This window comes from Kaistia algarum (assembly GCF_026343945.1).
In the GTDB taxonomy this organism is placed as follows: domain Bacteria; phylum Pseudomonadota; class Alphaproteobacteria; order Rhizobiales; family Kaistiaceae; genus Kaistia; species Kaistia algarum.
Genome location: NZ_JAPKNJ010000001.1, coordinates 1225438 through 1238310 on the forward strand (window position 1 = coordinate 1225438; position 12873 = coordinate 1238310).

13 protein-coding genes are annotated in these 12873 nt (G+C 65.9%); 6 read left to right on the forward strand and 7 right to left on the reverse strand.

Going from position 1 to position 12873, the window contains the following annotated elements; genetic code table 11:
* Positions 1-2: 2 nt before the first annotated feature.
* The 4 genes from OSH05_RS05915 to OSH05_RS05930 form a co-directional block, all read right to left on the reverse strand.
* A complete protein-coding gene (locus OSH05_RS05915; protein ID WP_104217125.1) occupies positions 3-890 on the reverse strand; it encodes a carbohydrate ABC transporter permease in 888 nt (295 codons plus the stop codon).
* Entirely contained in the window at positions 890-1825 is a 936-nt protein-coding gene (locus OSH05_RS05920; protein WP_407660382.1) for a carbohydrate ABC transporter permease, read from the reverse strand. The genes OSH05_RS05915 and OSH05_RS05920 overlap by 1 nt, the downstream gene beginning before the upstream one ends.
* A 34-nt stretch (positions 1826-1859) precedes the next feature.
* Positions 1860-3092: an ABC transporter substrate-binding protein gene (locus OSH05_RS05925; protein ID WP_104217124.1), complete on the reverse strand. Its 1233-nt coding sequence runs from the start codon at positions 3090-3092 to the stop codon at positions 1860-1862.
* 79 nt (positions 3093-3171) lie between these two features.
* Entirely contained in the window at positions 3172-4125 is a 954-nt protein-coding gene (locus OSH05_RS05930; protein WP_104217123.1) for a sugar phosphate isomerase/epimerase family protein, read from the reverse strand.
* A gap of 217 nt (positions 4126-4342) precedes the next feature.
* Between OSH05_RS05930 and OSH05_RS05935 the strand changes: the two genes are divergently transcribed.
* Positions 4343-5413, forward strand: a complete 1071-nt coding sequence (locus OSH05_RS05935; RefSeq protein WP_266352094.1) for a LacI family DNA-binding transcriptional regulator — start codon at positions 4343-4345, stop codon at positions 5411-5413.
* Here the strand turns inward: OSH05_RS05935 and OSH05_RS05940 are convergent.
* Entirely contained in the window at positions 5400-6206 is an 807-nt protein-coding gene (locus OSH05_RS05940; protein WP_165801428.1) for an alpha/beta fold hydrolase, read from the reverse strand. The genes OSH05_RS05935 and OSH05_RS05940 overlap by 14 nt on opposite strands.
* 168 nt (positions 6207-6374) lie before the next feature.
* Between OSH05_RS05940 and OSH05_RS05945 the strand changes: the two genes are divergently transcribed.
* From OSH05_RS05945 to OSH05_RS05965, 5 genes are all read left to right on the forward strand, one after another.
* Entirely contained in the window at positions 6375-7445 is a 1071-nt protein-coding gene (locus tag OSH05_RS05945; protein WP_104217121.1) for an ABC transporter substrate-binding protein, read from the forward strand.
* A 290-nt stretch (positions 7446-7735) separates the two neighbouring features.
* Positions 7736-8527 (forward strand): ABC transporter ATP-binding protein, encoded by a 792-nt coding sequence (locus tag OSH05_RS05950; protein ID WP_104217120.1) that lies wholly within the window; start codon positions 7736-7738, stop codon positions 8525-8527.
* Entirely contained in the window at positions 8520-9332 is an 813-nt protein-coding gene (locus tag OSH05_RS05955; RefSeq protein WP_104217119.1) for an ABC transporter permease, read from the forward strand. The genes OSH05_RS05950 and OSH05_RS05955 overlap by 8 nt, the downstream gene beginning before the upstream one ends.
* A complete protein-coding gene (locus OSH05_RS05960; protein ID WP_165801427.1) occupies positions 9325-10107 on the forward strand; it encodes an ABC transporter permease in 783 nt (260 codons plus the stop codon). The genes OSH05_RS05955 and OSH05_RS05960 overlap by 8 nt, the downstream gene beginning before the upstream one ends.
* An 11-nt stretch (positions 10108-10118) precedes the next feature.
* Positions 10119-10907: an SDR family NAD(P)-dependent oxidoreductase gene (locus OSH05_RS05965; protein WP_104217117.1), complete on the forward strand. Its 789-nt coding sequence runs from the start codon at positions 10119-10121 to the stop codon at positions 10905-10907.
* A 40-nt stretch (positions 10908-10947) separates the two neighbouring features.
* On the opposite strand, the gene OSH05_RS05970 is transcribed toward OSH05_RS05965, so the two are convergent.
* Positions 10948-11820 (reverse strand): amidohydrolase family protein, encoded by an 873-nt coding sequence (locus OSH05_RS05970; protein WP_104217116.1) that lies wholly within the window; start codon positions 11818-11820, stop codon positions 10948-10950.
* Position 11821: 1 nt separating this feature from the next.
* Positions 11822-12868 (reverse strand): Gfo/Idh/MocA family protein, encoded by a 1047-nt coding sequence (locus tag OSH05_RS05975; RefSeq protein WP_104217115.1) that lies wholly within the window; start codon positions 12866-12868, stop codon positions 11822-11824.
* Between the last annotated feature and the right edge of the window lie 5 nt (positions 12869-12873).

Consider the following 12873-nt stretch of genomic DNA (forward strand, 5'->3'; position numbering starts at 1 on the left):
GATTATCCTTTCACGGCGCCGGCGGCTATGCCGCGCACGAACCAGCGTCCCGAGACGAAATAGATGACGAGCGGGACAAGGGCGGCGAGCAGGGTCGCGGCCATGTTGACGTTGTAGAAGCGCTCGCCCGTCGTCGTGTTGACAATGTTGTTGAGCTGGACGGTCATCGGCAGATTGTCGCGGCCGGCGAAGATCAGGCCGAACAGGAAGTCGTTCCAGATGCCCGTCGTCTGGAAAATCGAGGCCACGACGATCATCGGCGTCGACATCGGCAGGATCACCTCGAGGAAGATCCGCCAGAAGCCGGCACCATCGACCCGCGCCGCCTTGAACAGCTCCACGGGAATCGCGGCGTAGTAATTGCGGAACAGCAGCGTCACCAGTGGCAGGCCGAACAGCACATGCACCAGCACGACGCCAGCGAGCGAATCCGCGATTCCGATCGCCGCGAAGCCGCGCACCAGCGGATAGATGAAAATCTGGAACGGCAGGAAGGCGCCCAGCATCAACAGGCCAAAGACCAGCTTCGCACCGGCCGGGCGCCAGAAGGACAGGGCATAGCCGTTGATCGCGCCGACGATCACCGAAATGGCGACAGAGAGGACCGTGATCTTGACCGAGTTCCAGAAACCGGCGCCGATGCCGTTGCAGGTGAGGCCCGTGCAGGCGCCGGACCAAGCCGTGACCCAGGCCGAGAGATCGAAATGGGCGGGAAGCGCGAAGATGCGTCCGAGCCGGATCTCGTCCATCGTCTTCAGCGACGTCACGACCATCACATAGGCCGGCAGCAGAAAGAACGCGGCCGAAACGGCGAGGAAGGCGTAGAGCCCGGCGCGCCCGGCAGTCACGCCCTCCGGCTTCGGCCCGCGTGGATGCGGCATGGCAGCCATCAGACCCCTCCTCTCGCCCGGCGGGCGCGCATCGACTGCGCATAGGCATAGGGCGCCAGGATCGCGAGCACGGTGATCAGCATGATGGTCGAGGCGGCGGTGGCGAGGCCGAGATTCTGGCGGCCGAAAAGATTGTCCATGATGAATTTCGCCGGCACCTCGGACGAGGAGCCGGGGCCGCCATTGGTCAGCGCCACGACGAGGTCGTAGGTCTTGACGACTCCCATCGCGAGCAGGGTCACGGCGGTGGCCAGTGCCGGGCCGAGCTGCGGCAGGACGATCGAGGCATAGATGCGCCAGGTCGGGATGCCGTCGACGCGGGCAGCCCGCCATATCTCGCCGTCGACGCCGCGAAGCCCGGCGAGCATCAGCACCATGACGAGTCCCGACGCCTGCCAGAGCCCGGCGAGCACGACGGCATAGATGGCGAGGTCGCGGTTCACGATCCAGTCGAAGGTGAAGCTGGTCCAGCCGAGGGATCGCATCGTTGTCTGGATGCCGAGTTCGGGGTTCATCAGCCATTGCCAGACAAGGCCGGTGACGATGAAGGACATGGCATAGGGATAGAGAAACACGGTTCGAAACGCATTCTCGAAGCGGATCTTCCTGTCGAGCGCGATGGCGAGCAGCGTTCCGACCACGATGCAGCCGGCGATGAACAGCACGCCGAAGATGACGAGGTTCTGCAGCGAGATGAGCCAGCGCGTGGTGGCGAAGAGCTTCCGGTACTGCTCGAAACCGACATAGGTCGAGGATGGGAGCATGCGCGAATTGGTGACGGAGAGTTGCACCGACCAGAGCATGGTGCCGACATAGACGACGAGGACAACGATCCAGGTCGGCACCAGGGTCGCAAAGGCGACCGCCGCGCGGAGGCGCCTGGGTCGGCCAGCGCCTCGCCCCTTCGCGGGCGAGGCCGGGTCGCGGCTGGGCAAGAGGCGGGCGGCGTCCTGCCCGGCAGCCACGGGATCAGCCCTCGGTGACCGCGGCGGTGAATTTCTCCACCACCTCGTCGCCGCTCATGGCGGGGTTGGCCCAGAACTCGCCGATCAGGTCGGTGACGGCGCCGACCTTGGCCGGGGTGATGATGATCGCGTGCTCCGGCGCGACCTTGCCAGCGGCGAGCAGCGCCACACCCTTCTGCGCGCAGGCGTCGAGGCTGGAAGTGTCGACATCCTTGCGGACCGGGAACGAGCCCTTCTTCTTGGCGAACTCGACCTGGATCTTCGGATCCATGATCACCTCGGCAAGCAGCGCCTGCGCCTTGTCCTGCTCGGCCTTGCCGGTCTTCGGGAATGCCATGGCATCGCCGATGATGACCATGCCGTCCGATCCCGGCGCCAGCGCGCAGCCATAGTCGGTGCCGAGCGTCTTGCCGGCATTGATGAACTCGCCCTTGGCCCAGTCGCCCATGAACTGGACGCCGGCCTTGCCGGAGATGACCATGGCCGTGGCGTCGTTCCAGTTGCGGCCCGGCGAGGACGCGTCGACATAGTCCCGCATCTTGCCGAAGATCTCGACCGTCTTCTTGAAACCGTCCGACTTGAGGGTCGCCTCGTCGCCGGCATAGACCTTGCCGAAACCCTCGACGCCGACCTGCGACAGCAGAATCGCGTTGAAGACCTTCACTTCCTGCCAGGCCTGGCCACCCCAGGCGATCGGCACGAGGCCCGCCGCCTTGATCTTGTCCATGTCAGCGAAGAACTCGTCCCAGCTCGCCGGTTCGGCGGCGATGCCGACCTTGTCGAAGACGGGCTTCGAATAGAACATCCAGCTCTCGCCATGCATGGAGATCGGCGCGAGATAGATATGGCCGTCATAGCCGAGCGTCGCATAGAGATTGGCGGGAACCGCGTCCGGCCATTTGCCTGCCGTCGCCACCGCGTCGACATTGTTGAGCAGGCCCTGCTCCATCAATTCGCGCTGGTCGAGGCCGAAGATGACGCTGCGGGCGGTGGGCGGATTGCCGGAAAGGATGCGGCTCGTATAGGCGGCATTGGCGCTCTCGAAGCCGGCGATCGAGGCGTCGGACCATTCACCGCCGCGCGCGTTGAACTCGTCGATAATGACCTTGACCGCGGCGGCTTCGCCGCCCGAGGTCCAGGAATGCATCACTTCGGCCGGCAGCTTGTCGTCGGCATGAACCGAGGACACGATCAGCAGCGCGGAACAGCAAAGAAGGGCTTTCGTCAGTCTCGTCATGAATTCACCTCTGCAAGGATGGGGCCCTCTTGCGGGGCCTTGCTGAAGGAGGCGGCGGAGGCGCCGCCTCCGGATGGGATCAGATGTAGGTCGGCGCCAACGCCGTACGGATGAATTTAAGGCCGTCGGCGATGTCGGCGATCGGATCGGGGGCCGCGTCGAGCTCGAGAATCGCCCAGCCTTCATACTGCGTGTCGCGCAGCAGCTTCACGAAAGCGTGCCAATCGACGCGGCCAATGCCGAAGCCACAGAAATAGGGCCTGTGGCGCTCGTGGATCTTCTCGTCGATCGGCGTATCCGCCGGCATCGGCCCGATCGCATCCTTCCAGTGCGCGATGACCATGCGCTCGCGATGGCGCTCGATCACCTTGAGCGGATCGGCGCCGGCAACGATCAGATGGGCGGTATCCGGGCAGAAATGGACATAGGCCGGGTCGGTCAGCAGCATAAACAGATCGACGTCGCGACTCGAACAGAACATCGAATGCGCCTCGGTATGGAGCGCCAGCTTGATGCCGTGCTTCGCCGTCAGCGCGCCGAGGCGGTTCAGGAAATCAGCGAGTTCCGTCGCAGCCTTCCAATCAACGAACTGGACGGGCTCGGCGCCCGGCGTCTGGCGCATCGGCAGGCCGATGACCATCGCCTCGCCGCCGCAGGCCTTGATGAAGGCGGCATAGTCGCCGGCGCTCGCCAGGATCTTCGCCTGCACGGCGGGATCAGCGATCGAGGCGCCATGCTCCAACTCGGCAAAGAAGCCCGAGGCGAGCGACAGGCCGCGCTTCGAAAGCTCGGCGGCGAAGGCCTCGACGGAACCATAGGTCTTCACCGCATCGCGCCAGTTGAACGGCGAGAAGGTCGGCTCGACGCCGGTAACGCCCGATGCCTGGATTGCGTCGAGGATCTTGTCCCAGAACGCGCGCGGCTCGGCCTTCGCATGAGCGATGATCGCGTCATAGCTGTCGACGCCCCAGAAATCGGGGTGGAAAAACGTCACCAGATCCACGCCGAATTTCAGCTTCTTTGCCTCGACCATCGTCTCTTCCATCCATGCAGGCGGCGCCCGCGCAGCGGACATCCGCGATCCGGCCTCGGCTGGATCATTTAAAAATCAATGCGTTATGGGTTGGCAATCGATTGCCATGCACCTAGATTAGCCGAGTCCGGAAAATGTGCAACGGGTTTTGGCAATCGATTGCCAGAAAATTCCGATATCGGTTTCGGCGAGCCGCCGAATCGCGTGGAATGGGGTCATGAAGAAGAGAACGGCAGGAACGCATGAGGGCGCCGGCCCGTTGATGAGCGACGTCGCCCGCCTCGCCGGCGTCGCCGTCTCGACGGTGAGCCGCGCGCTCGCCAATCCGGGCAGGGTCAATGAGGAAACGCGCCAGCGCATTGCGGCGGCGGCCGAGCAGCTCGGCTACACCCCCAACGCCGCGGCGCGGAATTTGCGCGTCGGCCGATCCGACATCGTCATGGTCGTGCTGCCCGGCCCGCTGTTCTATGGCGCCTCGCAGACCGTCTCCGAGGTCCTGGAGGGCGTCGACACCGAACTGACGAGGGCCGGATTCCATCTTCTCATCGCCAATCTCGATCGCGACGAGGAAACGGAACGGCACATTCTCGACCTCGCTTTCGGCGGCACGATACGGGGCGCGATCATTCTCGCCTCCGAACTCCCGCGCCACGGCAACCGCACGCTCTCGGACGCCGGCATCCCGATCGTCTCGGTGCTGCTCGATCTGACCGGCAAGGGCGTGCCCAGCGTCGTGACGAACGAGCGAGAGGCGATGCGCGAGGCGACGCACCGGCTTATCGCGACTGGCCATCGCCACTTTTATTACGTGGCCGGGCCGATCGGCAATTTCCACGATGTCGAGCGCTATGGCGGTCTGGTGGAGGCGCTGGACGAGGCGGGCCTCGGCGAGGCTGCCGTCCGGCGCTTCGGGCAGTCCTATGAATTCCGCGAAGGCTTCGCCTGCGGCAGCGCCGCCGCGGCGGAATTTCTCGGCCTCGACGAACGTCCTACCGCCGTGGTCTGCTGCAGCGACGACATCGCCATCGCCTTCATGCACACGATCCGGCGGGCAGGCGTCGCCGTGCCCGACGAGGTTTCGGTGATGGGTTTCGACGGCGCGGCGGTCGGCGAATTCTGCGGTCCCGGCCTTGCTACCATCCGCCAGCCCACGGTCGGCATGGGCGCGACGGCCGCGCAGGGGCTGCTGAAGGCCATAGCCGGCGAGGCCGCGCTCGCCGAGCGCACCGTGCTCGCCAGCGAATGGCTGGAACGCGGCAGCACGGCGCCGGCGCCTATGCCCCGCTGACGGGCACCCGATCGAGGAAATCCACCAGCGCTGCGTCAAAGGCCGCGCGCTGCTCGATGGGTGCCATGTGGCCCGCTTCCTCGATCACAACGAGATCGGAGCCCGCAACTCGGGCCTGCAGGTCCCGCAGCGTCGCAACCGAGGCGAAGGGATCGCTGTCGGCAGCAATGAAACGGACGGGCACGCGCGTCCGGTCGAGGACCGGCCGATAGTCGGTGCCGTAGCTGGACCGGAAGGCGCGGACAAGCGCTGCCTGATCCATAGCCGCACGCCAGTGGATGAAGCGCTCTACCTCAGCAGGATGAGACGCCGCCCAGTCCGGATGCCAGATCGCCGCCGCCTGCTCGCCCGCGAAAGCTAGCGGACCCAGACCTTCGGCACGCGCCAGCATCGCCTCGGTGCCGACCTCGCCTGCGGCCGTCGAATGGACGCCGCAGCAGGCGATGACCGCTCCCGCGATCCGCTCCGGAACGCGGCCCAGCATCGCGGCCGCGATGATGCCGCCCAGCGAAAAGCCGGCCATTGCGAAACGCTCCACGCCGAGCGCGTCCAGGACGGCGATCATATCCTGCGCATAGAGGTCGATCGAATAGGGTGCCTCCGGCTTCTCGGTCAGCCCCATGCCCCGCAGGTCGGGCGCGATGACACGCCAACCGAGATCGGCCAGAGTCTCGATCTGACCGATCCACAGCGTATGGTCCCAACCAAGGCCATGGACCAGCAGGACAGGCGGGCCGTCAGCCGGCCCCGCTAGAGCGACGTGATGCTCGATGCCATTGGCGCCTATCGACATGATGATTCTGCCCAGAAAAGAGACATCTGCCGACTTTTCCAACATTGCCGATAATTGTCGGCAAAACGTCATTTTGTAGAAAGTCCGCTTTCGGCGCGTTTCTTTTGGCACAGAGATTGCTGTCTTGGCCAGTAGTCACTTCCAGAAGGGACGCCAGAAAGGCTCGCCATGACCGAAAAGAAACTGCCCTTTGTCGCGAACACTGCCTCGCTTGCCATGCCCGCGCTCAACCGCCGTTCGCTTCTGAAGGCCGGCGGCGGCCTGCTGGCTGGCGTCTTCGTCGCGCCCGGCGCCATGTCGCTCGGGGCCAAGAGGGCCTATGCGGCCGACGCCTTCGTGCATCAGCTTGGCTGGATCAAGTCGATCCAGTTCGGCGGCCATTTCGCCGCGATCGACCAGGGCTATTTCGCCGCCGAAGGCATCGACGCCGAATTCCTCGCCGGCGGCCCCGGCACGGACGGCACGGCCGTCGTCGTGAGCGGCCAGGCGATGACCTCCGACAGCGACGTCGAGGGCGTAATCCGCACCCGCATCAGCGGCGTGCCGGTCAAGGCCTTCGCCGCGATCATGCAGAAGGCGCCGGGCGCGATCATGTCGCTCGCCTCCAAGCCGATCAAGACTCTGGCCGATTTCCCCGGCAAGACGATCGCCCTGCCGAATGCCACGCGTCCGCAGATGGACGTGCTGATGAAGGCGGCCGGTCTCGACCCGTCCTCGGTCAACTATGTGCCCGTCGGCACGGATCCGGGCATGCTCGCGGCCGGCCAGGTCGACGGCTATTATGGCTGGGCCACCAACCAGGGCGTGATGCTGAAGACGCGCGGCGTCGACATCGAGGTCGCCTATATGAACGACCTCGGCCTGCCGGGCTATGCCGGCGTGCTCTACGCTACCGACGAGTCGATCGACACCAAGGCCGATCTGATCACTCGCTGGCTCAAGGCCGAGATCAAGGGCTGGCAGTGGTTCCTCGACAATCCCGACGCCATGGCCAAGCTCATGGTCGACAAATATGGCCAGCGCGGCCTCGATCTGAAGGCACAGACGGTGGAAGCCGGCGTCTACAAGGACTTCATCCCGGTCGGCGACGCGGCGACGCATGGCCTCCTGTGGATCGAGCCCTCCGTGTTCCAGCAGGGCATCGAGTTCTCGATCAAGGCCGGCGATCTGAAGGAAGGCCAGGTCAAGGTCGAGGACGTGGTCACGCAGAAGCTGATCGCCGCCGCCCACGGGAAGTGATGCGTTAGGAGCCTCCCATTGAGGATTCCTCTGCAAAGCGTCGAGGTGCTGCCGTCGCTCCATGCTCCGCCGTCATCCCGTGCCTGACACGGGATCCATTCAGCCGAGGCACAAAACATCTGAACGCTTCAGGCTGCATGGATCCCGGCTTTCGTCGGGATGACGGAGGACTGGACGAGGGTTGGAGGCTCTGTCCCGACGGGGCAGGCCTCCTCTTGCTGATGAATCCCTTTGCGGGAGGATTCAGCGGATTAAGGACCGCCGACGGTCATCCGGAGTAATGTTGAGCCATGACCGCCATCGTCCTCGACCATGTCACCAAGGATTTCGAGATCGACCGCAAGTCGGTCCGGGCGATCGACGACATTTCGCTGACTTTTCCCTCGGGCAGCTTCTCGGCTCTGATCGGGCCGTCGGGCTGCGGCAAGTCCACGCTGCTGCGGCTCGTCGCCGACATATTGGCGCCGACGAGCGGCGCGATCACGATCGGTGGCAAGCCGCCCGGCGAGGCGCGTCTGAAGCATGAGATCGGCTTCGTCTTCCAGGATGCGAGCCTGCTGCCCTGGCGCAGCGTGCTCGATAACATTTCCCTGCCGCTGGAGATCGCCGGCGGACCGATCGGCGATGGGCCACGCCCGGAGAATCTGATCCGCCTCGTCGGCCTCTCCGGCTTTGAAAATGCCAAGCCGGCTCAGCTTTCCGGCGGCATGCAGCAGCGCGTCTCGATCGCCCGCGCCTTGACGCTGCGGCCCAAGGTGCTGCTGCTCGACGAACCCTTCGGCGCGCTCGACGAGATCACGCGCCAGCGTATGAATATGGAGCTCCTGCGCATCTGGGAGGAGACCGGCACGACGGCGATCCTCGTCACGCACACGATCGGCGAGGCCGTGTTCATGGCCGATCAGGTTCACGTGCTCGCCGCCCATCCCGGCCGTCTGGTAACGACCATCGATGTCGATCTGCCGCGCCCGCGCCATCTCGCCATGCTGCAGACGTCTGCCTTCAACCGGCTCGAAAATGCGGTGCGCGCAGCACTGTTCGGCGATGAATTGAGGGACGCGCCAGAGGCCGCCGATGTCTGAGGGCGCGGCGCTGACCGGCAGCACACGGCCGGGCCGCAGCGTCTCGGCGATCGCGGCGCCGGCGGCGATCATCGTCGGGCTCATTCTGGTCTGGCAGATCGTCAAGATGGCCGGCTTCCTGCCGATCACCGTGCCGGCGCCGTCCGAGATCGCCGAGGCGTTCACGCGCTCCTGGTCCGACCTCTTCTACCACATGGTGCCAACTGTGCTCTCGGCGGCGCTCGGCTTCTTGCTCGCTACGGCGATCGCGCTGACGCTCGGCGCCATCGCGGTTTCGTGGCGGCGATCCGAGACGACGATCCTGAAGCTCGCCATCGTCGTCGATTCGATACCGCTGATCGCGCTCACGCCGATCCTGATGGTCTGGGTCGGCAACGGCCTTGCTTCGCGCATCGTCATCGCGACGATCGCGGCGCTGTTTCCGCTTATCGTCGGGGTCGTGCAGGGCTTCAAGGCAATCGATCGCAATGTCGCCGAATTGTTTCACATCCTCGCCGCCTCCCGCTGGCAGCGACTCTGGAAGCTCTCCTTCCCTTCCGCCCTTCCCTATCTTTTTTCGGCGTTGAAGATCGCGGCGCCGCTCTCGGTGCTCGGCGCGCTGATCGCCGAATGGGTCAGCGCCGATCGCGGCCTTGGCATCATGATGACCTATGCTCTGTTCTCCTTCGACGTGCCGCTCGCCTGGCTGACCATCGTCGCCGTCTGCCTCGTCGCCACGACCGCCTATGGGCTGGTCGCGCTGGCCGAGCGGATCGTCATCGGAGGCAGGCAGGCTCCGATCGGCGGAGGGGCGGCCCATGGCTGAGATCGCGCTCGCCGAGGCCCGGCCCGCCGCCCGCGCCTTCCGTTCGGCGCTCGGTCCCCTCCTGTTCGCCGCGATATTGATCGGCCTCTGGAAGCTTGCGGTGATGGCGTTTTCCGTGCCGCCCTACATCATGCCGCCACCCGAGGCAGCGCTATCCGCCTTCGAGGCCAATGCCGGCAAGATCGGCCTTGCCGTCTTCTTCACGCTGCGGAACGCCGCCGCCGGCCTCGCCGTCGCCTTCGTCATCGCCATCGGCCTCGCCGCGCTCTTCGTTGCCTCGGACAAGGCGACCCATGCCGTGCTGCCGATCGTCATCGGCCTCCGCACCGCGCCGGTGCTCGCCATCGCGCCGATCCTGATCATGGTGTTCGGGCGCGGCATCGGCACGGCGATCGCGGTCGTCGTCATCGTCTCGTTCTTCCCGATCATGGTGAACGCCATGAAGGGCTTCTCCTCGACGCGGAAGAATGCGCTGGAACTGATGCATGTGCTGGGTGCCAGCGCTTCCAAGACCTTCCTCAAGGTGCGCTTCCCCTTTGCCCTGCCCTTCATCTTCGCCGGGCTCCGCAGCGCGGCGACCAGCGCCATTCTCTCGGCCATGCTCGCCGAATGGCTCTCCGGCGCGCCGGGGCTTGGCACGCTGATCCTCGATGCCGCGTCCTATCGCAAGAACGACCTGCTCTGGGCCGCCGTGGTGGTCTCGATGCTGCTCGCCTTTCTCATCTTCTCGGCGACCACGGCCGTCGAGAAGCGCTTCACCGCTTGGCGCAACTAGAGAACAACATCATGTCCCTGCCGCTTGAAGGCCGCGCCATCCTCGTCACCGGCCCAGCCAAGGGCATGGGCGGAGCGATCACCCGCGCCATCGCGGCGGCCGGTGGCGATCTCGTGCTGATCGGCCGCGACATGGCGCCGATCGAGGCGATCGCTGGGGAAATCCGCGAGCTCGGGCGGCAGGCGCTGGCCCTGCGCACCGACGTTACGAACGAAGCCGACGTGCTGGCCGCCGTAGCCGAAGCCTCGAAAACATTCGGACCAAGTCTCTACGGCGCGGTCAATGTCGCCGGGGTCACCGGGCCGACCGGCAAGAAGCTCTGGGAGCACACGACCGCGGATTTCCGCGAGCTCTTCGACGTCAATGTGCTCGGCACCTTCCTCGTCATGAAGGCGATGCTGCCGGAACTGATCGCGCGTAAAATGGGCGCGATCGTCAATATCGGCGGCACTTTCGGCTTCAAGGGCGTGCGCAACGCCTCGCTCTACGGCGCCACCAAATGGACGCTGCGCGGCCTCACCAAATCGGCGGCGCTGGAGGCTGGAGCCGCAGGCGTGCGCGTCAACATGGTCTCGCCCGGCGGCGTCGAGGGTCCGCGCCTGACGCGCCAGCTCGGCGAGGAAGCGGCGCTGGAAGGTATTTCCTACGAGGAGCGGGTCGCGCGCTTCGCCGCGACATCGGCGCTCGGCCGCATGAGCACCGCGGAGGACATAGCGGGCGCAGTCCTGTTCCTACTCTCCGATGCGGCCCGCAACATCACCGGCCAGGACATGCTGGTCGATGGCGGCACGATCGTATGACGGCGTTTCGTTCCTTCCGACCGAAGCGTCACTCACGCTGCTACAGTCGATACAGGTTCCGTGCAGTCTGGTGGAAGAGCGCTCGCTGCCCATCCGCAGAGAGATCGGCAACCGCTGCGCGAAACGTCTGATAAGCGTCTGCGAAGGGCACGGTCCGGTCGTGGACCGGAAAGTCGCTGGCGAAGGTCAGCCTGTCGACACCGAACCATTCCACAAGCGACAGGATCGGCTCCGCCAGCGCCGCGTTCGTCCAGCCGGGCATCCGGCAATGTAGGGCCGAGATCTTCACCGCGATATTGGGCAGGGCCGACGCGCGGCGCATGGCATCTCGCCAGAGCGCCGTTCCTTCCGTTGTCGAGAAATCCGGGCTTCCGGCGTGCTCGATGATGAATGGAAGATCCGGAATGGCAGCGGCAAGCGCCAGCGCCCCGTCCATCTGCCAGGGCTCCAGCATCAGGTCGAACGAAAGACCGCGGCGCGCCAGTTCACGCAAACCGGCGGCGAAGGCCGGGCGTTGCAGCAGGTCGGGGTGGCGCGCGAAGCTCGAATGGCCCGGACGCACAGCAACGATATCGCGGATGCCGCGCAAGGTCTGTGCGGCGTCCTGGAGGCGGTCCAGACGTTCCGGGAGGTCGGATGCGTCGAGCGGTGCATGGGCGATGATCGCTGTCGCCAGCCGGGGTTCGGCGGCATGCAGCGCGGCCGCGGCCTTCGCCTCGGCCAAAGGATCGCTCGCGCAGGCCTCGATCCAGACGGTCGCGACCACATCGTTCGGGGCGGCGGCTGCGAAATAGTCATCCGCCATGAAGGGGCACGCCAGGGCCGGTTCGGCAGCAAGCCATGGATATTTTGCCGGCGCATCACTCCACAAATGATGGTGCGCATCGACGACCGGGCCGTCATAGCGCGCCATCTCAGCCGTCCAGCCGGACCGGCAGGCCGCTCGCGAGCGACGCCTCGGCGGCGACGGTGAGGCGCACGGCGCGCTCGGCGTCGTCGAGGCCGACGATCGGTTCGCCACCGTCGCGGATCAGTCGCAGGAAGGCGGCGACCTCTTCGGCGAGCGCGCCGGTGACACGGCCGTTCAGGACCGGCTGGTGGCGGAGGCCGGCGGCGCGGAACCCTGCAGCCTCGTCGATGGCGATGAGCTGCTGGCCGCGCAGGCTCATATCGTTGGAAACCATGCCGGCCGAGCCGAACACGTCGAGCCTATTGTTGCCGGCGGGCGACCAGGAAGCCGGCGTCGCGAAGACGCCATAGGAAGCCGGCAGCGTCCAGCCGCTCTCGACGAGGCCGATCGCGCCGTCGGCGAAACGGATCGTCGTCATCACATGATCGTCGAGGCCGGTCTCCTCGAAGATTCGGCCTCGTCCCGCCGCCGCATAGATCTCAACGACCGGCACGGGATGGATCCAGGCGACGAGGTCGAAATCATGCACGCCGAGGATGCGCAGCGTGGTGGAAAGCCCCTTGAAGCGCGGCGTATCGGCGGCGACGAACTGCCGCCGCGCCGCGATCGTCACGACGCGCCCGCAGATGCCCTCCGCCACCGCCGCCTTCAACTGTGCCGCGCCGATCTCGAAGCGTTCGACATGGCCGGCCATGACCGGGACACCGGCGGCCTTCGCCGTCGCGCGGATTTCGGCGATACCGGCGAGATCGGGCGCGAGCGGCTTCTCGATGAGCATCGGCACGCCGGCAGCGGCGGCGAGTCGCGCATGCTCCGCATGGACGGTCTCGGGACTGGCGATGATCACGCCGTCGAGCGGCAGATCGGCGAACATGGCGGCGGCATCGGAAAACGCGGCGCCGCCGAAGCGGGCCGCCAGATCCCGGCCCCGCGTGACATCGACATCGCAAATGGCGGCGAGTTCCGCGTCGGCACTTTCCGCGAGAATGCGCGCGTGGAAGGCGCCGATCGCGCCCGCCCCGATCAGCCCGATCCGCAGGCGCGCGCTCATCGGCT